General features: G+C 53.0%; 17 protein-coding genes. 12 read left to right on the forward strand and 5 right to left on the reverse strand.

The window, feature by feature from the left end:
• Positions 1-118: 118 nt before the first annotated feature.
• Positions 119-1,627, reverse strand: a complete 1,509-nt coding sequence (locus tag H7U12_RS02935; protein WP_241749071.1) for a DEAD/DEAH box helicase — start codon at positions 1,625-1,627, stop codon at positions 119-121.
• A 619-nt stretch (positions 1,628-2,246) separates the two neighbouring features.
• Here H7U12_RS02935 and H7U12_RS02940 point away from each other — a divergent pair.
• The 4 genes from H7U12_RS02940 (at position 2,247) to H7U12_RS02955 (ending at position 9,985) form a co-directional block, all read left to right on the forward strand.
• On the forward strand, positions 2,247-4,856 hold the full coding sequence (locus H7U12_RS02940; RefSeq protein ID WP_186632649.1) for a T9SS type A sorting domain-containing protein: 2,610 nt from the start codon (positions 2,247-2,249) through the stop codon (positions 4,854-4,856).
• 723 nt (positions 4,857-5,579) lie between these two features.
• Complete coding sequence (locus tag H7U12_RS02945) at positions 5,580-7,862, forward strand: T9SS type A sorting domain-containing protein (protein ID WP_186632652.1); 2,283 nt, start codon at positions 5,580-5,582, stop codon at positions 7,860-7,862.
• Positions 7,863-8,002: 140 nt separating this feature from the next.
• Entirely contained in the window at positions 8,003-9,226 is a 1,224-nt protein-coding gene (locus tag H7U12_RS02950; RefSeq protein WP_186632655.1) for a CaiB/BaiF CoA transferase family protein, read from the forward strand.
• 78 nt (positions 9,227-9,304) lie between these two features.
• Positions 9,305-9,985, forward strand: coding sequence for a hypothetical protein (locus H7U12_RS02955; protein WP_186632658.1), 681 nt, complete (start codon positions 9,305-9,307; stop codon positions 9,983-9,985).
• Positions 9,986-10,417: 432 nt separating this feature from the next.
• On the opposite strand, the gene H7U12_RS02960 is transcribed toward H7U12_RS02955, so the two are convergent.
• The gene (locus H7U12_RS02960; protein ID WP_186632661.1) at positions 10,418-12,316 is read right to left on the reverse strand and encodes an ABC-F family ATP-binding cassette domain-containing protein; all 1,899 of its coding nucleotides are present in this window, start codon (positions 12,314-12,316) and stop codon (positions 10,418-10,420) included.
• Positions 12,317-12,439: 123 nt separating this feature from the next.
• On the reverse strand, positions 12,440-12,832 hold the full coding sequence (locus tag H7U12_RS02965; RefSeq protein ID WP_186632664.1) for an SPW repeat domain-containing protein: 393 nt from the start codon (positions 12,830-12,832) through the stop codon (positions 12,440-12,442).
• Positions 12,833-12,990: 158 nt separating this feature from the next.
• On the opposite strand from H7U12_RS02965, the gene murI reads away from it, so the two are divergent.
• From murI to H7U12_RS02980, 3 genes are all read left to right on the forward strand, one after another.
• Entirely contained in the window at positions 12,991-13,806 is an 816-nt protein-coding gene (gene murI / locus H7U12_RS02970) for a glutamate racemase (protein WP_186633265.1), read from the forward strand.
• A 72-nt stretch (positions 13,807-13,878) separates the two neighbouring features.
• The gene (locus H7U12_RS02975) at positions 13,879-14,520 is read left to right on the forward strand and encodes a hypothetical protein (RefSeq protein WP_186632667.1); all 642 of its coding nucleotides are present in this window, start codon (positions 13,879-13,881) and stop codon (positions 14,518-14,520) included.
• A gap of 129 nt (positions 14,521-14,649) precedes the next feature.
• Positions 14,650-15,831, forward strand: coding sequence for a glutathionylspermidine synthase family protein (locus tag H7U12_RS02980; RefSeq protein WP_186632670.1), 1,182 nt, complete (start codon positions 14,650-14,652; stop codon positions 15,829-15,831).
• Positions 15,832-16,036: 205 nt separating this feature from the next.
• On the opposite strand, the gene H7U12_RS02985 is transcribed toward H7U12_RS02980, so the two are convergent.
• Entirely contained in the window at positions 16,037-16,639 is a 603-nt protein-coding gene (locus H7U12_RS02985; RefSeq protein WP_186632673.1) for a DUF1801 domain-containing protein, read from the reverse strand.
• Positions 16,640-16,800: 161 nt separating this feature from the next.
• Between H7U12_RS02985 and H7U12_RS02990 the strand changes: the two genes are divergently transcribed.
• From H7U12_RS02990 to H7U12_RS03010, 5 genes are all read left to right on the forward strand, one after another.
• Positions 16,801-17,457 (forward strand): Crp/Fnr family transcriptional regulator, encoded by a 657-nt coding sequence (locus tag H7U12_RS02990; RefSeq protein ID WP_255897428.1) that lies wholly within the window; start codon positions 16,801-16,803, stop codon positions 17,455-17,457.
• 170 nt (positions 17,458-17,627) lie between these two features.
• Positions 17,628-18,422, forward strand: coding sequence for a sulfite exporter TauE/SafE family protein (locus H7U12_RS02995; protein WP_186632676.1), 795 nt, complete (start codon positions 17,628-17,630; stop codon positions 18,420-18,422).
• An 85-nt stretch (positions 18,423-18,507) separates the two neighbouring features.
• A complete protein-coding gene (locus tag H7U12_RS03000) occupies positions 18,508-19,917 on the forward strand; it encodes an MBL fold metallo-hydrolase (protein WP_186632679.1) in 1,410 nt (469 codons plus the stop codon).
• Between the two features lie 551 nt (positions 19,918-20,468).
• A complete protein-coding gene (locus H7U12_RS03005; protein ID WP_206683858.1) occupies positions 20,469-21,029 on the forward strand; it encodes a YeeE/YedE family protein in 561 nt (186 codons plus the stop codon).
• 22 nt (positions 21,030-21,051) lie between these two features.
• Positions 21,052-21,465 (forward strand): DUF6691 family protein, encoded by a 414-nt coding sequence (locus H7U12_RS03010; RefSeq protein WP_186632682.1) that lies wholly within the window; start codon positions 21,052-21,054, stop codon positions 21,463-21,465.
• 75 nt (positions 21,466-21,540) lie between these two features.
• Here the strand turns inward: H7U12_RS03010 and H7U12_RS03015 are convergent, their stop codons facing one another.
• Positions 21,541-21,966 (reverse strand): DUF6640 family protein, encoded by a 426-nt coding sequence (locus H7U12_RS03015; RefSeq protein WP_186632686.1) that lies wholly within the window; start codon positions 21,964-21,966, stop codon positions 21,541-21,543.
• Positions 21,967-22,053: the final 87 nt, after the last annotated feature.

Here is a 22,053-nt window from a genome sequence, read left to right on the forward strand (position 1 = left end):
GTGATCTCATAACGACGCATAGGCTTTTTGATACTCTAACAACTGCCAGGAAAAATAATTCTACAATTGTCAACGCGCCCTAAAACAAAGGAATTAGTGTTTCTAAGAGGATTTGCTTTTACTCAGCGGAAGAAGTGGTAGAAGCCGTTTGCGCGGGTTGTCCTCCTTCACCTGTTTTCTGCGCGGCCGGTTTCTTGCGGCGCTTTTTCTTGCGCTTTATTTGCTCGCCCTCCGCTCTGGGAGCTTGGGGCTGGCCTTCCACTCTGGGTGGACGGGGAGTGGCTGGAGCGCCTTCAGTGGGTGCGCCGGCTGCTTTTTCAGGGCGGGGCTTTCCTTCTCTTCTCCGGTTGTTGTCACGGGTACCGCCGCCACTGCCTTCTCTGCGTCTGCCTTCGGGCCGACCGCCCTCGGGTCTTCCGCCTCTGCCGGCCGGAGCGCCACCGCGCCCGCGGCTGTTTCTCTTGCTGTTGCCAATCGGGTCAAACGCCGGACCTTCGCCCAGGCCTTCCGGCAACGGTAACTTGGGGAGCTCGCGCTCAATCAGCTTCTCTATTTTCACCAGACGCTCCTGGTCTTGCTCGTTCACGAAGGTGATAGCCATGCCTTTGGTGCCGGCGCGCGCCGTGCGGCCAATGCGGTGCACGTAATCCTCGGCGTCCTGCGGTACGTCAAAATTCACCACGTGGCTGATGTTGTCCACATCAATCCCTCGGGACATCACATCCGTGGCAACCAGTACCTGCAGTTGCTTGTTCCGGAATCGCTGGAGGGTTGCCTCCCGCTCGTCCTGGGTGCGGTCAGAGCTGATTCCTTCGGCATCAAAGCCCATTTTCTGCAAAGAGCGCACAATGTCATTCACGGCGTTCTTGCGCGAGGTGAACAAAATCATGGTCTGAATCTGGGCATCCTTTAAGATGTGCTGCAGCACGCGCAGTTTCTGGTTATCATACACCAGGTAAATCTGCTGGTCAATATTAGCGGCCGGTTTGGAGATGGAAAGGCTGATCTCTTCCGGGGTTTGTAGAATCTGCTTGGCGAACGTCCGGATTTTAGGCGGCATGGTGGCCGAGAACATCAGGGTCTGGCGCTCCTTGGGCAACTGGGAGATGATTTTCATCAGATCGTCCATGAAACCCATGTCCAGCATCTTGTCTGCCTCATCTAAGATCAGGTATTTCAACTGGTCCAGCTTCACGTAGCCCATCTGCATGTGCGCGATCAAGCGGCCTGGTGTGGCCACAATAATGTCTGCGCCGCTGGTGAGGGCTTTCTTCTGCTGGTCCCAGTTCTGGGCATTGTTGCCGCCGTAAATGGCAATGGAAGTAGCGCCGGTAAAGTAGCTGAGGCCTTCTACCTGGTCATCAATCTGCTTGGCCAGTTCCCGGGTGGGTACCAACACCAGCGTACTGGTGAAATCATATTTCGCTTCGGTGATTTTGCTGAGGGTAGGCACCAGAAAGGCCGCCGTTTTACCTGTACCCGTTTGGGCGCAGGCAATCAAATCCTTTGACTCTAGTATATGCGGGATGGCCTGGGCCTGGATAGGAGTTGCCTGTTTATAACCCATAGACCGAATACCTTCCAGTAAGTCGGGCTGCAGGTTGAAATCGTCAAATGTAATGCTCATTGTTCTGTATCTTCTTGTATGCCAGCAAGGGAATTGAACTGGCGTTGGTATAAGCTCCTGTAAAGATAACCTTTTCTGCTGATTGGTGTCAGATTGTTTCTGAACAGCAGGGCAAAATAATGCATTCTGCCCTATTTCTATATACTGATCTTTGTGTATAGAAATTGCACTATATATTATTTATGAATGAAACTTTGCAAGGAATGTTGTAGTAAGAATACAATAGGTAAAAATAGGTAATTAGTCAAAATCGACCTGTTTTCATCGGTTTTAAAGAAATAAATTGCATATAAGTAAGAAGTTATTTGTAACATTTTTCTAAAATGCAATTGCGTGAAACCGCAGGTTTAACCCTTCGTTAAAGCGTGTATAGAAAGAAATTGAAAATAACTAAGTTGTTAACCCTGATACGAACTATGAAGCTATCTATACTTTCCCTTCTCTTGAAATCTGACTGAGCGCTGCTGTTAACTGAATTAGTTACAAAGATCGCTTAAAAATTTTATATCCCTCCTTGAATTTTTAAGGTCCCTGGGATAGCTACGTCTTCTCTTTATCCAATCATTCTTTTATTTCTCCTATCATGAAAAGAACTATACTTTCATGGGCTAGCACCCTTATGCTTATATTTTTCGGGCTGGTCTCCCAGGCCCAGGCCCAGTGCGCCGGCTCCAACGGCTGCTTTGACTTCAAGCTGGTGAGCGCCACGGCCTCTGGCTCCAACACCAAGCTGACCTTCTCCGTGAAGGTGAACTGCGACAAGGACCTGAGCAACGTGGCCTTCGAGCTTCCTTCCGGACAGCGGGCCTCCGCACCAATGGGCAAGAAGTACAACTACACTGTTGAAAACACCACCAACAACCCTTTCTACTCGGTAAAATTCGAGGGCAAGGGCATCAATGGTTACAAGAAAGGAGTTGAGGATGTGTTCTCCTACGAGGTGAACACCGCCGCCTTCAGCAAGATGAAGTCCATGCGTATCCAGGCCAAAGCCGGCCAGAACGTAGGCACTTTCTCCTTCAACCCGCAGAACTGCGCGCCGGCTAACAACGGCGGCGGAAACAACGGTGGCGACAACTGCAAAGATTCTCAGCCAAGACCAATTATGGGTGATCAGCACCCTTGCGCCGGAGACGTTATCCAATATTGCATTGAGAATGATCGTAACTATACCTCCTTTGAATGGGATGTTCCAAGAGCACAGGCAGGTCAGCCTCCAGTAGGCTGGGAGATTATCTCAGGACAGGGAACAAGCTGCGTGACTGTTAGAGTAGGTCAGAAAAGCGGTACCATGAAAGTGAAAGTGAACGATCCTATCTGCGGAACCAAAGTAGCCACGCTGCCAGTGAAACCAGGTAAAAGCTTCACAGTAACCATTGCTGGTCCAGACTCTATCTGCGTAAAAACCCCACAAACGTACACCGCTTCAGTTAAGAAAACGAACGGCAACGGAAACGGTAATGGAAACGCCAAAGGCGAATTCAACTTCAACTGGACTGTTCCTGCTGACTGGACCATCCAAAGCGGACAAGGTACTGACAAAATTGTAGTGATCCCAGGTGCCACAGACGGCGAAGTGAACGTGTATGTAAGCGATAATGCCAAAGTAAGCGGTAACGGCAATAACGGAAACGGAGTAGGCGGTTACAAAAAAGGCTACTGCGGAACTGCCTCTGACATGATCCTGGTAGAAACAAATGAGAACTGCGGAACATCTTCCATCTGCCCAACTTTCAAAGTAGACATCACGGGTCAGGCTCAATTCTGCAAAGGCGATGTACTTACCTTTGATGCAGTAATTGCCGGTAGCGGAGTAGTGAAAACCAAAGGAGGAGTTGGAGCCAGCACCTGGAGCAAGAACAACAAGAACAATAAAAACAGCCAGGTAGAGTACGCCTACCAGTGGACTGTGCCAGCCGGATGGGAAGTAGTATCTGGTCAGGGAACTAGCCAACTGATCGTGAAAGCCGGAACGGTGGCAGGCAATGTGGCCGTGAATGTTTCAGCCTCTAAAAAGAATGACCCTGCCTACTGCGGAACCGGAACCGATACGCAGCCAGTAACTGTGAACCCAGTATGCGGCCAGTGCCCTAAACCTGATCTGGCGGTAGATGCTCCATCTGAAGTATGCCACAGCACCAACGACCTGTACACGTTCAGAGTTAAAAATGCAAAAACAGGCGTTAAATACCACTTCTACCTGCCTGAAGAATTCACAGTAGTAGAAAGCGGAAATGGCTTTGTGACCGTAGATGTGAACTCTGCTAACTCAGACACTACGCTTTATGTAACTGTAGTAGCCATCAATGCAACGAACTGTGGTGCCGAGGTAGTTTGCCTGCCAGTGAATGTGAAAGACTGTGGAACTACTCCTCCTTGCGTGAAACCAGAAGTGAGCTTGGTTGCCCCAGACACCATCTGTAACTTAGCCGACGAGCCAACCACTATCAGAGTAGCGCAACCACAAGCCGGTGTTACTTACACCTTCAATGTGCCAGACGGATTCATCGTGTTGGAAGAAGGAGCTGACTTTGTAACAGTAGTGGCGGTTTTCGAAGAAGAGCAACTTGGTCAGCCACAAACCATCACGGTAACTGCCTCAAACGAATGTGGAACGGCAACTGCGCAAGAAACCATCATCGTGGCAGACTGCGGCTTGGGTAACCCGCTTCCGGTAACACTCACCGCCTTTGACGGGGTATCTCGCGGCGGATCAGTAGAACTTGCCTGGAGCACTGCCTCTGAGATCAACAACGACCGTTTCGAGATTGAGCGTAGCAGCAACGGCAAAGACTTCAGCAAAGTGGGTGAAGTGAAAGGAAACGGTAACTCCTCAGTGAAAGTAGACTACGCTTACACAGACCGTAGCGCCACCTCTGGAACCGTGTACTACCGCCTGAAGCAAGTTGACTTTGACAACTCTTCTGAGTACTCCAAAGTGATTTCAGTAAGCCACGCGGCCACCGCCAGCAGCGCAGCAGGAATCAGCGTGTACCCTAACCCGGTAACGGACAGACAAGTGAATGTTCGCTTCCAGGAGCCGGTAAACGGAAACGCTACCATCCGTCTGGTGGACATGAGCGGCAGACTGTTGCACAGCCAGGAAGTAAGCAGCGTAGCCTCTGAGGTTGCCATGAACTTGACCGGCCTGAATCTGAAAGCTGGTATCTACCTGATCTCAGTGAACGTGAACGGCAAAAGCACCACCCAACGGATTGTGGTGAGATAATAAAGAGAGAGATTGATAGGATGTAGGCAGGCAGTGACCCTTGGTCGCTGCCTGCTTTTTTTTATGTCTACTATGTAGCGAAGTCTATATGTTCTTTTCTAGCTATGGCTGCCTTGATAAGTTGAGAGTTGCCAATTTGTGCACGGCAGAATTAGAGAAGTCAAGTAAAGCAGTTGGTGAAGGCATCTCCGGATGTATCACGGTGGAAAGTCTGTTATCAAGCATCGAAGTTCTGTTGTTCTTGTTCTAGCGAGAAATTGGAGTGTAACTAGAAAGAAGGTGTAATCAGTTGATGTAGTCAATCCCAGATATATTGCAAAAGGTATATAGGTGTTAATGTGCGGTATAGAGGTATTTAGCCAGTTTAGCCGGATTGGCTGTTGTATTTTGTTGCGATTTTGTTTGTGATATTAACTGAAAGTGCAATTTTGTGCAACCGCAGTTTTTCGCCTTCGTTAAAGAGAATATAAGTAAGAAATTGAAGATAAAGAAGGTGTTGAACGAAATCCTCTAAGAAGCTATGATAATATCTGTACTTTCCCCTCTGAACAAGTCTGCATAAGCACATTGCTATACACAGCTTTATAAGCCCATCTGGCTTTTTACCCTCCCTATTCCCTGTTTAGCAGGGGCATTGAATAACTACGTCTTTTCCAAGTCCTATTTACCGTCCAATTTTCTCCTATCATGAAAAGAACTATACTTTCATGGGCTAGCACCCTTTTGCTTATACTTTTCTGTTTTGCGGGCCAGGCCCAGGCCCAGTGCGCCGGCTCCAACGGCTGCTTTGACTTCAAACTGGTGAGCGCCACCGCCTCTGGCTCCAACACCAAGCTGACCTTCTCCGTGAAGGTGAACTGCGACAAAGACCTGAGCAATGTGGCCTTTGAGCTTCCTTCCGGACAGCGGGCCTCCGCGCCTATGGGCAAGAAGTACAATTACACTGTTGAAAACACCACCAACAATCCTTTCTACTCGGTAAAATTCGAAGGCAAGGGCATCAATGGTTACAAGAAAGGAGTTGAGGATGTGTTCTCCTACGAGGTGAACACCGCTGCCTTCAGCAAGATGAAGTCTATGCGCATCCAGGCCAAAGCCGGCCAGAACGTAGGCACTTTCTCCTTCAACCCGCAGAACTGCGCGCCCGCTAACAACGGCGGCGGAAACAGCGGAGATGGAAATAACGGCGGCAACAACGGGAACAATGGAAACAACGGCAACGGAAACAACGGTGGCGGAAATGGCAATGGTGGTAATAACGGCGGAGACAACTGCAAAGACTCTCAGCCAAGACCTATTGAAGGACCAACCAGCCCTTGCCCTGGTGAAATTGTAGAATATACCATCCGGAATGAATACACCTCTTATGCCTGGGATGTGCCAAGAGCGCAGGAAGGAAAAGCCCCTATCGGCTGGGAAATTGTAAGCGGACAAGGTACAAACAAAGTGAGAGTGCGCGTGGGTATGAAAAACGGCACCATGAAAGTGACCGTGAACCACGCTGAATGCGGCACGAAAGTAGCCACCCTGCCGGTGAAACCAGGCAATGCATTGGCAGTTTCCATTGAAGGAGACTCTAAATACTGCGCCGGAGATGTACTGGTCTTCAAAGCCTCGGCCGGTAAAACCAACGGCAACGGAAATGGCAACGGCAAAAACAAATCGTATGATTTTGCCTGGGACGTGCCAGCTGGCTGGGCCATCGTTTCTGGTCAGGGTACCAGCACGCTAATTGTAAAAGCCGGTACTGCCGCCGGAGACGTGTCAGTGACCGTGGCCAGCAATGCTAAAAAGAACAAAGCGATCTGTGAGGCTGGTGAAGCAGTGATTGCGGTAACTCCTAAACCTAACTGCAGCCCTTGCGCCAAGCCAAATCTGGACGTGGAAGCTCCTACCGTGGTATGTGCCTCAGGAGATAAGATCTACAAATTTGCGGTAGAAAACAGAGACCCATCCGGCAGAATGAAGTATGATTTCTTCCTGCCAGAAGAGTTTCAAGTGGTGTCTCAAGGGTACGGCTACGTGAACATCAAAGTGAACAACGCCAAGCCAGATTCAACGCTCTTTGTGACAGTTATTGCGGTAAATGCCAATAACTGCGGAGCCGAGGCGGTTTGCCTGCCAGTGCAAGTAGAGGATTGCCCAACTGGTCCGTGCACCAAACCAACCGTGTCTCTGGAAGCGCCCGCCTCCATCTGTAACCTCGCCAATGAGCCTACCACCATCACAGTAGGTCAGGTGCAAGCCGGAGTAACCTACACCTTTGACTTGCCAGAAGGATTCTTAGTTCTGGAGGAAAGCAATGGCTCTGTCACCTTTGTGGCTGTTTTGGAAGAAGCGCAATTAGAACAGCCTTACACCGTACGAGTGACGGCCACCAATGACTGCGGCAGCGCCGTAGCTGAGCAACAGATCTTTGTGGAAGACTGCGGAAACGGTAACCCACTGCCGGTGACCCTGACCAGATTTGGGGGCGTGTCCCGCAACGGTGGAGTAGAGCTGACCTGGAGCACCGCTTCTGAGATCAACAATGACCGCTTCGAGATTGAGCGTAGCGCCAACGGCAAAGACTTCAGCAAAGTGGGTGAAGTGAAAGGAAACGGTAACTCCGCCACCCTTAACAACTACGCCTTCACAGACCATGCCGCTGCCGCCGGAACCGTGTACTACCGCCTGAGACAAGTTGACTTTGATGGTGCCTTTGAATACTCTAAAGTGATCTCCGTGAGCCACGCAACTGGTGCGGTTGCTCAGGCTGCCATCAACGTGTACCCTAACCCGGTAACCAACGGAAGAGTAGCCGTTCGCTTCCAGGAGCAGGTTTCAGGAGGCGCTACCATCCGCCTAAGCGATATGAGTGGCCGCGTGCTGCATACCCAGGAACTGAGCAGCGTGAACTCAGAAGTAGACATGAACCTGTCAGGCATGAACATCAGAGCGGGTATTTACCTGCTGTCAGTGACCGCCAACGGCCGCAGCACTACCCAGCGCATCGTGGTAAGATAAAGTTAGAATTGGATTGATAGGAAGCTAAGCAGGCAGTGACTTCTGGTCACTGCCTGCTTTTTTTATTGCCTCGACCTTAAGAAAAGAAGTGTAGCGTTTCCTGTTTTTTGCCCATTTTTGGAAAAACAGCCGCAAAACAAATGGACGTACACAAAGGGCTTTTTCAGGATTTGGTAGTGGTGGAATTCGCCAGCGTGCTGGCCGGGCCCAGCGTAGGGCAGTTCTTCGCCGAGATGGGCGCCGAGGTGCTGAAGATCGAGAACATTAAAAGCCAGGGCGATGTCACCCGGCGCTGGAAGCTATCCTCGGAAAACCCCGATACCTCGGTGTCAGCGTATTTTTCGTCTGCTAACTGGGGAAAGAAGTCTGTTTGCCTGGATCTGGCGGCTGAGCCCGTGCGGGAACTGGTGCACTGCATCGTCCGGAAAGCTGATATTGTGCTGGCTAGTTTCAAGGCCGGCGATGCCGAAAAGCTGCAGATGGACTACAACACCCTCTCGCAACTCAACCCCAAACTGCTGTACGGCCACATCACCGGCTACGGGAGCGAGGTGGCCCGCGCGGGCTATGACGCCGTTCTGCAAGCTGAAACCGGATTCATGTACCTGAATGGCGAGAAAGGCGGTGCTCCCCTCAAAATGCCGGTGGCTCTGATTGACCTGCTGGCCGCCCATCAACTGAAAGAAGGCTTGTTGGCGGGGCTGTATAGAAGGGAAAAGACCGGGCAGGGGCAATACGTGGAAGTCTCTTTGCTGAAGGCCGCCATTTCCTCTCTGGCCAACCAGGCCACCAACTATCTGGTGGCCGGGGAATCGCCTCAGCGGATGGGTTCTGAGCACCCCACCATTGTGCCCTACGGTACCATCTTTCAGACCTCAGATGAGAAGGAACTGGTGCTGGCGGTAGGGGATGATAGGCAGTTTAAGACCCTGTGCCAGGTGTTGGGAGATGCGGCCTTGGGGGAAGAAGCAGATTTTTCCACCAATTACAGGCGCGTGCAGAACCGGGTAGCTTTAATCCAAAAATTGAGAAAACTGGTGGCGCGTTTTACGCAGCAAGAACTTTTGCAGGTTCTGGTAGAACAAAACGTGCCTGCCGGTGCCGTACACTCTGTACCAGAAGCCTTGGCGCAACCCTTAGTGCAGCCCCAGTTGCTGGCAGATCAGAAGAATCAGCCCAGGGGAGTGCGTCAAATCGCGTTTTCAAGCCCAGATTCTGTACCTTTGCCGCTGGCAATGCCGCCAGCGTTAGGCCAGCACACGGTAGAGGTGCTGCAAAACAAAGCCGGGTGTTTAGCGGTTGAAATTGAAAAACTAGCCCAAAAACGGCTGGTATTTCCGGCGGAACAGAAAAAGGATAACTAAAAGGCGCTACGGAAAGTACTATTATAGATACTTTGCCCAGGGCGGCACAAGAACATGTCTTACGAAAAGGTCCAAACTATGGAAGACAAAATTGAAACGATCTTTGAAGGGTTGCGGCAGAAGTCTACTACCAAGCAAGCTATTTTCAGGAACACCCGCGAGGTTTTTGAAAAACTGAGGCACTGCTCTATTGAGCTGGTGGAGAACCTGAGAAAACGGATTCAGGAGGTAGACTCCAACGTGCTGATAGAGTACCGAAGCATCAATGATTTTGAGTTTCACATCAAGTTTTCCGGCGATCTGCTCGTGTTTGTGATGCACTCCAACGTGATCACCCTCCCCGAGGACCACGAGCTGATGAAAAGCCGCTACGTAGACGAAGACTTCCGGCGGCGTTTCTTTGGGCACATCATGGCCTACAACTTCATGGCAGACTCCATCAAGTACAACCGCCTCAATGACCCCGGTTATCTGTTGGGGCGCGTGCTCATCAACATAGACAACCACTTCTACCTGGAAGGGGTGAAGCAGCTGGATCTTACCTACAATGACATGGCCAAAAACGTCATCACCGATGAGACACTTCGGCTATTCATTGAAAGTGCCATGGTGGCCTCAGTGAACAATGACCTGATTGCCCCGGACGTGGAAGAGATCAGAAAAATCACCGTGAAGCAGAAACTGGAAGAGCAACAAGTGAGTACCCCGCAGAAAGTAGGCTTCTCCTTCAGTTACCAGCGCAAACCGAACGTTTATTAGTATCGCGTAGCACGTATCAGGTAGCAAGACTTTCTCATAAAACAGCTCGGCCCGGAGTGATTCAGTTCCCTCCGGGCCGAGCTGTTTTATTGCCTATACCGCTGGCGCGAGTCTCCAGACTCGTGCCGAAAGGTAAGGGATAGTCTCAGACTATCCTCGTTACGCAGTAACGAAATCACGCATTTCTGAAGCCATACTTCTGAGACGGATCACACCCGTGAAGGCATCATCTACAAGGAATAGATGTACCTGAAGTCGTGTGTAGTGTTGATCTGCGCTATTTATCCTCCAATTTCCAAGCTCGCCCGTTTTTCAGCCATTTTGATTAAAACAGGCTTAAAACGGAAATACTTGAAAAGATAAGGCTTCTGTTTTGGGCTCGTTTTTCAGTAAACGTGCCCAAAGCAGAAGCCTTCTTCGTGCTACCTGATACTAAGAAACGAACTCAGCCAGTTCCAGCCAGCGCTCCGTTTTCTGTTCTACCTCGGTGTTGATGTCTTTGATGCGTTGGGCGAGTTCCGCCAGGCGTTTGTGATCGGCGGAGCCGGAGTTCATCTCAGCGGCCAGCGTGTCCTTCTCGGTTTCCAGGTTTTCTATTTCTTTCTCCAGACGCTCGTATTCCTGTTTTTCCTTGAAAGAAGCTTTCCGTTTAGGCGTTTCCACCACCGGAGGGGCAGCAGGCGCGGCAACGGGAGTAGCCGCTGGTTTCGCCGCCGGTTTAGCCTCTTCCTGGGCTTTCAGACTTTCGCGTTCCTTCGCCCACTCGCGGTAATCGGTGTAGTTGCCCGGGAAATCCCGGAGGTGACCGTTCTCCTCGAACACGAACAAGTGCTCCACCAAACGGTCCATGAAATAACGGTCGTGGGAAACGATGAGCAGCGAGCCTCCGAAGTTCAGGAGGAAATCCTCCAGGATGTTCAGCGTCTGGATGTCCAAATCGTTGGTAGGCTCATCCAGGATCAGGAAGTTGGGGTTTTTGATGAGCACGCGCAGCAGCTGCAGACGCCGTTTCTCGCCGCCGCTCAGTTTGCTCACAAACGTGTATTGCTGGGCCGGCGGAAACTGGAAATGCTGCAGGAACTGGCTGGCGGTGATCACTTCGCCGTTGCCGGTTTCTACTACCTCGGCTACTTCCTTCACCACGTCAATCACGCGCTGGTTCTCGTTGAATGTCAGCTCAGACTGGGTGTAATAGCCGAACACGGTAGTCTGGCCGGCAATGATCTCGCCGCTGTCCGGGGCCAGGCGGCCGGTGAGCATGTTCAGGAACGTGGTTTTGCCCGCGCCGTTCGGGCCCACAATGCCTACCCGGTCTTTCTTCCGGAAGATGTAGCTGAAATCGTCCAGTACCACTTTCTCCCCGAAACGCTTGCTCAGGTGATCGATCTCCAGAATCTGATTTCCCTGGCGCGTGCTCTTCACTGATAGTTCCAAGGCAGTGCGGGTGTCTTTTTGCGAGGTCTTGTCTTTGAGGTCATAGAAAGCATCTACCCTGGACTTGGACTTGGTGCCCCGGGCGCGCGGCTGCTTGCGCATCCAGTCCAGTTCTTTCTTCAGGAGTTGCTTGGCCTTGCCCATCTCGGCGGCGTTGGCTTCTTCCTGCTCGGCTTTTTTCTCTACGTAGTAGCTGTAGTTGCCTTTGTAAGTGTACACCTGGCCGCGGTCCAGTTCGGCAATCTCGTTGGCTACCTGGTCCAGGAAGTAACGGTCGTGGGTCACCATCAGGAGAGTAGTCTGTTCGGTGGTGAGTAGGTTCTCAAACCACTCAATGGTTTCCAAGTCCAGGTGGTTGGTAGGCTCATCCAGAATCAGTAGATCGGGCTCTTCAATGAGCACGCGGGCCATGGCTACGCGTTTCTTCTGTCCGCCGGAGAGGTGTTCCACCTGCACGTCCAGGTTCTGGATGCCCAGTTTGCCCAGGATCTGCTTTGTGCGTACTTCGTATTCCCAGGCGTGCAGGGTTTCCATGCGCTCCATGACCTGCTGCATGCGGGCATCGGTGGTGTTGGGGTCTTCTATGCAGGCTTCGTAATCCCGGATGGCGTCCAGGACTTCGGTTTGGCCCGAGAAGATGGCTTCCTGTACCGAGGCACCCGCCGGAAACTCCGGTTGTTGCCACAGATAGCCCACCCTGATGCCTTTGCGCACGCTCACGGTTCCGTTGTCTGGGGGAACCGTACCGGCTAAGATTTGCAGTAAAGTGGTTTTCCCGGCTCCGTTGGCGCCAATGAGTGCAATGCGTTGCCCGCGGTTTATGCCAAATATAAGGTTCTGAAAAAGCCAGCGGTCGCCGTAGCTTTTAGAGATAGAGTCTGCTGAAAGGTAATTCATGGCGCAAAGGTACACAAACAGAAAAGCGTATCCCAGAGCCAGTTCCGCAAAAGTGGTGGAACACAAAAAAGACCGGGATTTCCCGGCCTCCTTTGTGTCTTTAACTCAATTCTTTGGTTACCCTTAGTGGGTATGGCCATGGTGCATTCTGGTGTTGGTCACTGCTCCGTGGGCAGGCACTACACGGGTCATCATGGCTTGCAATAAGATCACAATACCTACAATCAAGTGCGGCAGGTAGACATATTCGTCAAAATTAAAGATCCATGGGGAAGCGGCCAGGAAAATACCAATCAGGTAGTCCATAGTGATGTGCATGTTAGGAGACAATGCTCTAAATGCCCCAACTTCCCAGTTGGTCATCAAGTTCTGTAAGATAATCACGGCACCAACAATAATGGGCACCCAAGTTTCCGCTCCACCACGGTCAAAGTCAAGGATGAAGGGAGCAGCAATCAATAATAAACCCACCAGATAATCCATGATCCCGTGGGTACGGGTTGATAATACTTTCATTTTTATTCCTCCTTTTTTAGTTCCAACTTGTATGCTCTTTTACGCCCTTCTTTTTGGGGTTGTTGCGGAAAAGTGCATTTTGATTTTGTATTTTAATAATATGGGTATTTCTACGGATGGGTTTTAGGTAGCCTGTTTAAGGGAAGAAGAAGGAGATGATGAAAGCTGAAAACGGGGCACGCCCCATTGGGGTGTTTGATAGTGGAATTGGCGGATTAACCGTTGCCAAGGCGATAAAAGCGGCTTTGCCTGAAGAGCAACTGGTCTATTTTGGGGACACCGCGCACCTGCCGTACGGCGATAAATCAACGGCTGCCATCCAGGCGTACTCGGTCAAAATCTGCGATCTGCTGATTAAGCAGAATTGTAAAATAATTTTGATCGCGTGCAATTCTGCCTCGGCGGCGGCCTATGAGTTGGTGCGGGAATATGTGGGCAGCAAAGCCCTTGTCCTGAACGTGATTGACCCGGTGGTGCACTATGTGGGCGAAAGATTTGCCCAAAGAACGGTAGGCCTCATCGGGACAAAGCAAACCGTGAATTCCAATGTCTATAAAAAGAAGATCGATGATCTGAATGCCGGGGTGCAGCTCAAGTCGGTGGCCACGCCCTTGCTGGCGCCCATGATTGAGGAAGGCTTCTTTAACAATACCATCTCAGAGAGCGTGATTCAGACGTACCTGTCAGATCCGGCGCTGGACGGCATTGAGGCCCTGATTCTGGGCTGCACGCATTATCCTTTAATCAAGGAGCAGATCACCGCATATTACGGCGGCCGGGTGAAAGTGCTGGATGCCTCAGAACTGGTGGCGCGGCACGTAGCCAATGTGTTAACCCAGGCGGGCATCGCCTCGCTGAAGTTGCCCGGCGAGCCGCATTTCTATGTTTCAGACTACACGGTGTCCTTTGAGGCCTCCACGCAGCTGTTTTTTCAGCAGAAAGTCAACCTGAAGCACTATCCGCTTTGGGAATAGCATACCCGTTTGGTCTTTTTTTCGTTTACATTTACAAAAGCAAGCTTAAAACGGCTTGCCTGACCTCAACTTATGAAAAAGCGTTATTTCCTGATTGGTGATTTCTCCCGCAATGTGTTGTTGGTGAGCGCCGCCGCCTGCCTTGGGTTAGCCTCCTGTTCAGATAACCGCTCCACCCAGAACGAAGCCTCCACCGAGTGGAATGCTGGGGAAGCAGCCCCTAAATACAGCCAGGGCGTCATTACCGAGATGACCGAAATGAGTCCGGACAACTGGAAAATCACCGATGAGCGCCCTGCCGAGGCCGGTCAGGTCATGGCCATTCTCAAGCACCACGACGGCAAAGTAGACACCCTGCAAGGGCTGGAACTGGAGCGCCGCATGCAGGAGTACACCCAGGCCAATCCGCACAACGGCTCGGGCTTCAGCATGATGAACGTGCTCATGTGGAGCGGCATCGGGTACATGGCTGGCCGTATGCTTTCCCCCAACCGCGCGTACTATGCCAACCCCAACACCATCCAGCGGAACGAGGCCTGGCGACAACAGACTACCGCTGAGCGGGCCCGGGGCGCGCAGGCCTTCCGGGGAACTACCGGCACGTACAGCCGTCCTGCCTCTTCGGGCAATGTCCGTTCCACCCGGCCCACCAACAGCCGTTCCGGCACGTTTGGGAGAAGTTCCGGCGGAAGATCCAGCGGTTTCGGAGGATAACCTTTCGGCCTCCGCCGCTTTTTACCTTTTGTTTAAACTTCCTGTTTCAGGGCCGTTTTCGTGAAAACAGCCCTGAAACGCCTTGTCACCTAACCTTCACTTTCCATCCATAAACGTCTATTCAACGCTATGTCAGCCACGTCTCTCCCGGTCAGATTAATGCCGCACCACGGCGATGTCACTAAAATGGTTCACCAGATGGGCTGGGAGTGGGTAGTGGAGGAAGAGTGCCAGACTTATCTATCCGGCGAAGCGGTGGTGTTAACCCAACCCGCCGCCGATGAGCTGCTGGAAGCCGCCTCCACGCTGTACCAGATGATGGTGGAAGCCGTGCCCGATGAGCTGCCTGATGATTTCCTGCGAAAGCTGGGTTTGCCGGAACGTGTCTGGCGCGCCATCCGGCACTCCTGGAACGATGAACGCCACTGGCACATCTACGGCCGCTTTGACTTCGCCCAGACGCCGGAAGGGGTGAAACTGCTGGAGTTCAACGCCGATACCGCCACCTCCATCCCTGAAACCGCCGTGGTACAATGGGCCAGCTTGGCCGCTGCCGGCAAAAACGACAGCCACCAGGCCAATGGCCTGTATGAAGCCTTGGTAGATCAGTTCAGAACGTGGCAGGGGTTGAATCCTGAGTTGGAGCCCGCGCTGCTGCTAGTGTACTTAGGCGAAAGCCGGGAAGACTACACCAACTGCGAAGTGTTGGCGCAGGCCGCCCGCGAAGCCGGTTTTGAAACGCACATCTGCGCTGTGGAAGAAATGGAAGTCTCCACACTGGGCGCCGAGCGCGGCATCTGGGCGCAGATTGGTGCCGAGCAGTGGCGTAGGTTCCCGTTCCTCTTCAAGCTGGTGCCCTGGGAGCTGTTCGCGGAGCTGGAGCCAGACCTCTGCACCGATCTCATCGACCTACAATACTCCCGCAGCGTGCTCATCGCCAACCCAGCGTACTCGCTTATTTTCCAGACCAAAGGCTTTCTGGCCTGGCTGTGGCAGCAGTTTCCCTACCATCCGTTGCTGCTGCGCACCGAGTTCGCTTCCTTTGCCGGGAAAGCCGTGGAGAAACCCTTCTTCGGGCGGGAGGGCCAGAACATCCAGGTGCGCGAAAACACCGATGTGTCTTCCACCACCGGCGAGTACAGCAACCAACCCCACATCTACCAGGCCTGGGCCGAACTGCCGCAGGACGAGCAGGGCTATCGCTACCAGGCTGGCGTCTTCTGGGCCGGTGAAGGCAGCGCCATCGGGTTCCGGCGGGAACGCGGCATCATCACCAACCTGTCTCAGTTTGTGGCGCACGTAGTGGAGTAGGGGTGTTTTGGGGCTACTTTCTGGAAAAGGGTTGCAAAACGCGTTTTACCACCCCGCCCTTCGGGCACCCCTCCTAAAATAGGAGGGGAGTTTTTGTGAACCACCGCTCTATTGCTTGCTCAAAAGACCTCGGAGTGTCCGGAGGTTCTGCGAGTGTCTGCACCAATAGCTTTTCGTTCCGCCCAGCAGGAGGTCTGAAGAGTAATTAACTGAACTTCTTGCCTTCAGTGATGCGGACTACGGTTTTCTGGAGGCGGGATTCCCTAGTTTCGGGGCGTTTGGCTTCGTTCACCCAGCGCACGTACTCTTTCCGATGGGTGTAGGCCAGCTGCTCAAACTTCTCCAGTTGCTGCGCCTCATTTAAGGCTTGCTTCAGATCCTCCGGAATTTCGATGAGGTTGCGTTCGGGGGCTTTGGCGGCGGTGCCGGCCTCTACCTTTGTAGCTGCCCGGATATATTCTATCAGTGCCGGCTCATTTACCTGCGCGGCATCGGTGAACTTGATGAGGCGCATGGCCTTGGCATCCTGGCTGCTGGTGAACAATCCGTGCGTGTCTTCCAGCAAAGCGCCCTGGAAAAAAGAGAGGTTCACATGCTGTTTATGCACGCTGATGGCACACACCATGCCTGCCCCGGCTTTCTCGTAAACGGGTGCATTCCACTTCCAGGAAGGTTGCAGGGCGGGATCAGCCGCGGCGATGGCGCTTCTCAGTTTCGCACAGATGGGCTGGGCAAACTCCGGAGCCTGCGCGAAGAAGGTCTCTATTTTCTGCTCGTTCTGTTCTGCGGTAAGGTTAGATTTTGCCATGGCTTCCGGTGGAGGTTTGATCAGGGATTCTAAGCTAAGGAAGAATTCTGAATTAGGCCACATTTCCGGGTGTGTTAAGCTAGCTTACGAACAGGAACATGATGGCGGGGCGGCAAAGTGGTTTTAGGCACGTTTTAGCGAAAACACACCTAAAGCAGCGCGTGCTTCGTTCGTTTACCATGGATGATTTAGAAACCCAACTCCAGCGGTTTTTCCCGCGCTTAGAACCGGCCCTGCGGGCGGAACTCCTGCAGGAAGCCACCCTGAAAGACCTGCCCGAAGGCGAATTCATTATCCGGACCGGCCAATACCTGAAATCTTCCATTTTGCTGCTGAACGGCCTTCTGAAGGTGTACCGCCAGGACGAGGAAGGCCACGAATTCCTGCTGTATTTTCTGGAGCCGGGCCACGCCTGCGCGCTGTCCATGCTTTGCGCCGTCCGCGAGGAGCAAAGCGAGATCTCGGCGCAGGCCGTGACTCCTGCCCAGGTGCTGTTGGTGCCCATGCACGTGGCGGAGCGCTGGCTCACCAAATACCCCAGTTGGCACATGTTTGTGATCGGCACCTACCGCGAGCGCTTCGAGGAACTGCTCCAGACCCTGGATGCCGTGGCGTTCACAAGCCTGGACGAGCGGCTCCTGTTCTATCTCCGGAAAAACCAGCAGTTCAAAGGAAACCAGCTCAGAATCTCGCACCAGCAGATTGCCATGGAACTGAACAGCTCCCGCGAGGTGATTTCGCGCCTGCTCAAGAAACTGGAGCAACGCGGCGTGCTGACGCTGCATCGTAACTTTATTGAGCTGCACCAGCCCGCGTAGTCCGGCAACTTTTCCATTTCGTGAAGAAATCAACACCGCATCCGCTCTAAAAAAACGGGGCTAACGTTTAGGGGCTATTTTCTGAAAATCGGCCTTAAAACAGTTCTGTGACTTTTGTCACTGTGATGGCTCAAAGTATCTTCTACCTTTGTCACCGCAAACAAAGAGGAATGGAAATACTAGGGTACATATCGGCGGTGTTCATTGGGCTCTCTCTGGGGCTTACCGGAAGCGGTGGCTCTATCCTGACGGTTCCTATTCTGGTGTACCTCATCGGGCTGAGCCCCGTCATGGCTACGTCTTACTCGTTGTTTGTGGTGGGCGCGACCAGCAGCATCGGCGGCATCCGGTTTTACCGGAAAGGGCAGGTGCACCTGAAATCCCTTTTCTCCTTCGGGGTGCCTTCGCTCCTGACGATCTATCTTACCCGCCTGTTCCTGGTGCCCGCGCTGCCTAATGAGCTGCTGCAGGTAGGCGCGGTGGTGGTGACCAAAAGTGGGGCGGTGATGGTGCTGTTTGCGGTGCTCATGGTCCTGGCCGCCTACCGGATGATCCACCACCAGGAAATAGTGTGTCAGGAGCCGGCGGCGGAGCCTCAGGTGCCTTACGCCAGGGTTATCACGCAGGCTGTGCTGGTGGGGCTGATCTCGGGGCTGGTGGGCGCGGGCGGCGGTTTCCTGATCATCCCGGCCCTGGTGCTGCTGCTCCGGCTGGACATGAAAACCGCCGTCGGAACGTCGCTGGTGCTCATCGCGGGCAACTCGCTGGTGGGTTTCCTGGGCGATATGGTGCACTATTCTATCAACTGGACGTTCCTGCTCACGTTTTCGGCCCTGTCAGTGGGCGGGATTTACCTGGGATCCGCCTTCGCGCATCAAGTGAACAGCCGGGCCCTGAAGAAAGGCTTCGGGTGGTTTGTGCTAGCCATGGGGATTTTTATTTTAGCCAAGGAGATTTTCCTGTAAAAACGCACGGTGACAAAAGTCACAGTACCAGGTCTGTTTTAGGCCTAATTTTGTAGAAAGAAGTAAAAACTAAGTTCAGCTGAAGATGAAAGTAGAACAGATTTATACCGGTTGCCTGGCTCAGGGAGCCTATTATATTGAAAGCAACGGCGAGGCGGCCATCATTGATCCGCTGCGCGAGATTAAACCCTATTTGTTGAAAGCGGAGAAAGACCAGGCCAAGATCAAATACGTGCTGGAAACCCATTTTCACGCCGATTTCGTGTCGGGTCACGTGGATCTGGCCAAAGCCGCCGATGCCCAGATTGTGTACGGATCAGTGGCGCAACCATCGTTTGAGGCTTACCTGGCCCAGGACGGCGAAGTCCTGACGGTAGGAGACGTTACCATTCAGGTCTTGCACACGCCGGGTCACACGCTGGAGTCCGTGACGTATTTATTGAAAGACGAAGGCGGGAAAGACTACGCGCTCTTCACCGGCGATACCCTGTTCATTGGCGATGTGGGCCGCCCCGATTTGGCCGCTAAATCTGACCTCACGCAGGAGCAACTGGCCGGCATCCTCTTTGACTCGTTGCGCACCAAGATTATGCCGCTGGCCGATGACGTGTTGGTGTACCCGGCGCACGGGGCCGGCTCAGCGTGCGGCAAGAACATGAGCAAAGAGACGTTTGACACCCTGGGCAACCAGAAGAAAACCAACTACGCCCTGCGCCCCGACATGACCAAAGCCGAGTTCGTGCAGGAAGTCACCGACGGTCTGCTGCCGCCCCCGGGTTATTTCCCGCTCAACGTGCAGTTAAACAAACAAGGGTACGCCAACATTGAAAACGTGCTCAGCCAGGGATTGCGGGCGCTTTCCCCCCAGGCGTTTGAAGCGCTGGTGAACGAAACCGGCGCTCTGGTGCTGGATACCCGCAAAGCCGCCGATTTCTCGCTGGGGCACATTCCCAACGCCATCAACATCGGGCTGGACGGCAGCTTTGCGCCCTGGGTAGGCGAGTTAATCCCGGATATCCAGCAGCCCATCGTGTTCCTGGCAGACGCGGGCCGCGAGGAAGAAGTAGTCACCCGCCTGGCCCGCGTGGGCTACGACCATACCCTGGGTTATCTGCAAGGTGGCATGGAGGCCTGGCAAAAAGCGGGACTGGAGATTGGCACCTTGCCTTCCATCTCCGCCCAGGAGTTCGCCCAACGCCTGAAAACGGAAAAAAAACCGGTGATCGATGTTCGGAAACCAGGGGAGTTCAGCGCCGAGCACGTAGAAGGAGCCCTCAATCTTCCTTTAAGCTCCCTGAACGAGCACTTAGCGGAAATTCCCAAAGAGGAGCCGGTCTACATCCACTGCGCCGGCGGGTACCGGTCCATGGTGGCGGCATCCATCCTGAAAGCCCGCGGCTTCCACAACCTCATTGATGTAGCCGGCGGCTTCAAAGCCATCGCGGAGACAGACGTGCCCAAAACCGCCTTCGTGTGTCCGTCTACTTTGGGGTAACGAAAGCTAATTACTTAAAGGAGAGCGATTTACCTAAAAGCTCTCAGTAGTAATAGGTCAAAGCCCAAGAGACAAACTGATTTATCCGATTGTCCCCTTTGAAGACACGGCCGTTAAGTTCTAAACGTATAGCTGGTTCAAGTTTCCAACTTGGACCTACAATGAGCTGAAGTTTGCAACTTCAGTGAGCCGTGAGGCTCAAATTATGCAGTACTGCCATTTCTTTTTCAAAGGAATCAAACTGTTAAAATAGAACTTAACGGCCCTACCCCTTTGAAGGGGGGATGACTACGCTTGCAGATCAAGGTATTCCCGAAAATCGGCTTCCTATTCTATGGCGCGGAAGTTATTTCCGTGACTTCCGCGCCATAGAAGGTGGTATTGATGAAGGTAGGGGCAATCCCTTGTGGTTGCCCCTTGCGTTTGCCTCCGTGATAGGGCAACCACAAGGGATTGCCCCTACATCGGACTACATGAGTAGGCATTCCGCCTCTCCGAAAAGGAACACTTTGCAGGCGTTTTTCCAAAACTGAGCTAAAATTAACAATCAGATGATAGAATATATTTCACAGCCGTGGCCCTGGTATGTGTCAGGGGCGGTGATTGCCTTGGTCATGGTGCTGCTGCTGTTCTTCGGGAAGTCGTTTGGGTTCTCGTCCAATTTCAGGGTGATCTGTGCGGCCTGCGGGGCCGGGCGGCAGGTGCCCTTCTTCCGGTTCAATTGGAAAGCGCAGACCTGGAACTTGTTGTTTCTGGTGGGAGCGGTGTTGGGCGGCTGGATTTCCGAGGAGTTCCTGCAAAACGGAGAAGCGGTGCAAATCTCCCAAAACACTATTCAGGACCTCCGGCAGCTGGGCTTTGCGGCCCCACAGGGATTGCAGCCCGAGGAGCTGTTCGGGGCGGAGGCGCTGGGGAGCGTGCCGGGCTTGCTGCTGTTACTGGTTGGGGGCTTGCTCATCGGGTTTGGGACGCGGTATGCGGGCGGCTGTACTTCGGGGCACGCCATCAGCGGGCTCTCTAATCTGCAGCTTCCTTCCCTGATCGCGGTCATCGGGTTTTTCATCGGCGGCCTGATTACCACCCATCTGGTGTTTCCTTTGTTGTTTTCGTAAATCGGCGGCTAAACAGAAAGAGATGAAAGGTTTGAAGTTTGTAATGACCGGTATTCTGTTCGGGATTGTGATGAGTAAATCAGAGGCCATCTCGTGGTACCTCATCCAGGAGATGTTCCGGTTTCAGAGTTTCCACATGTATGGCCTCATGGGCACGGCGGTGACGTTGGGCGCGTTGGCCGTGTTCCTGATCAAGAAATTTCAGCTCCGCGATGTGCAGGGCGAGCCCATCCAGTTCCAGCCCAAGGAGAAAGGAATTACGCGCTATCTGGCGGGCGGCATCATCTTCGGGCTGGGCTGGGCCTTGGTGGGTTCCTGCCCGGGGCCGCTGTTCGTGAACCTGGGGCATGGGTACTGGGCCATTCTGGTGGCCATTGCGGGCGGTCTGCTGGGCACGTATTTTTATGGCGTGGTACGGGATCGTCTGCCGCATTAAGCGCTGCTCCTGATGCAAAACCCCGTTCCGTTTTAAGGCAGATTTTCTAAAAACGGGCATAAAACAACTTGAGGGCTATTTGTCTCCGTTTTTGGCTAACAGATAACCCGCTCCCAAAGTTGCGAGCATGACCAGGGAGAAGGGGCCTTCGTTCAGTCTGAGCCTACCCACGGAGGGGATTTTCTCCGGGAATTCCGCGTCCATGCCTTTGGCGCCCGGAAACGTGAAGCTGCCCGCCTGGGCCAGGTAAAAAATGGCAGGCAGAAAAGCCGCTGTTTTCAGGTTGGTGGCGGGGTCACCGTCTTTTTTCTGGAGCAGATACAGGCTGGTGGCTCCCAGCAGCGTGCCAGATAAAATGGTCATGGCGTCATGGAATTTGGCGTGCGGCGTCCAGTGGGGGTTGAACAGGTGGGTTTTGTTCCAGTCCATCAGGAAACCACCCACGGTGGTAAAGGCCGCCACGGCCTGTAAGATGGTTTTTCCGGGAGTAGTTGGGTCCATGGTTTTCCAGGAGAAGTGTTCTGGAAGATACGCAGGGAACGACGGGGTGTTTTACGCCTCAATTCCGGAAAAGCCACCGAATCTGGC

The organism is Rufibacter sediminis, assembly GCF_014269285.1.
Taxonomy (GTDB): Bacteria; Bacteroidota; Bacteroidia; order Cytophagales; family Hymenobacteraceae; genus Nibribacter; species Nibribacter sediminis.

Coding starts and splice junctions, on each gene's coding strand:
- H7U12_RS02935 (WP_241749071.1), bottom strand. CDS start 1,627: ATGAGCATTACATTTGACGATTTCAACCTGCAGCCCGACTTACTGGAA.
- H7U12_RS02940 (WP_186632649.1), top strand. CDS start 2,247: ATGCTTATATTTTTCGGGCTGGTCTCCCAGGCCCAGGCCCAGTGCGCC.
- H7U12_RS02950 (WP_186632655.1), top strand. CDS start 8,003: ATGGACGTACACAAAGGGCTTTTTCAGGATTTGGTAGTGGTGGAATTC.
- H7U12_RS02955 (WP_186632658.1), top strand. CDS start 9,305: ATGGAAGACAAAATTGAAACGATCTTTGAAGGGTTGCGGCAGAAGTCT.
- H7U12_RS02960 (WP_186632661.1), bottom strand. CDS start 12,316: ATGAATTACCTTTCAGCAGACTCTATCTCTAAAAGCTACGGCGACCGC.
- H7U12_RS02965 (WP_186632664.1), bottom strand. CDS start 12,832: ATGAAAGTATTATCAACCCGTACCCACGGGATCATGGATTATCTGGTG.
- murI (WP_186633265.1), top strand. CDS start 12,991: ATGAAAGCTGAAAACGGGGCACGCCCCATTGGGGTGTTTGATAGTGGA.
- H7U12_RS02975 (WP_186632667.1), top strand. CDS start 13,879: ATGAAAAAGCGTTATTTCCTGATTGGTGATTTCTCCCGCAATGTGTTG.
- H7U12_RS02980 (WP_186632670.1), top strand. CDS start 14,650: ATGTCAGCCACGTCTCTCCCGGTCAGATTAATGCCGCACCACGGCGAT.
- H7U12_RS02985 (WP_186632673.1), bottom strand. CDS start 16,639: ATGGCAAAATCTAACCTTACCGCAGAACAGAACGAGCAGAAAATAGAG.
- H7U12_RS02995 (WP_186632676.1), top strand. CDS start 17,628: ATGGAAATACTAGGGTACATATCGGCGGTGTTCATTGGGCTCTCTCTG.
- H7U12_RS03000 (WP_186632679.1), top strand. CDS start 18,508: ATGAAAGTAGAACAGATTTATACCGGTTGCCTGGCTCAGGGAGCCTAT.
- H7U12_RS03005 (WP_206683858.1), top strand. CDS start 20,469: ATGATAGAATATATTTCACAGCCGTGGCCCTGGTATGTGTCAGGGGCG.
- H7U12_RS03010 (WP_186632682.1), top strand. CDS start 21,052: ATGAAAGGTTTGAAGTTTGTAATGACCGGTATTCTGTTCGGGATTGTG.
- H7U12_RS03015 (WP_186632686.1), bottom strand. CDS start 21,966: ATGGACCCAACTACTCCCGGAAAAACCATCTTACAGGCCGTGGCGGCC.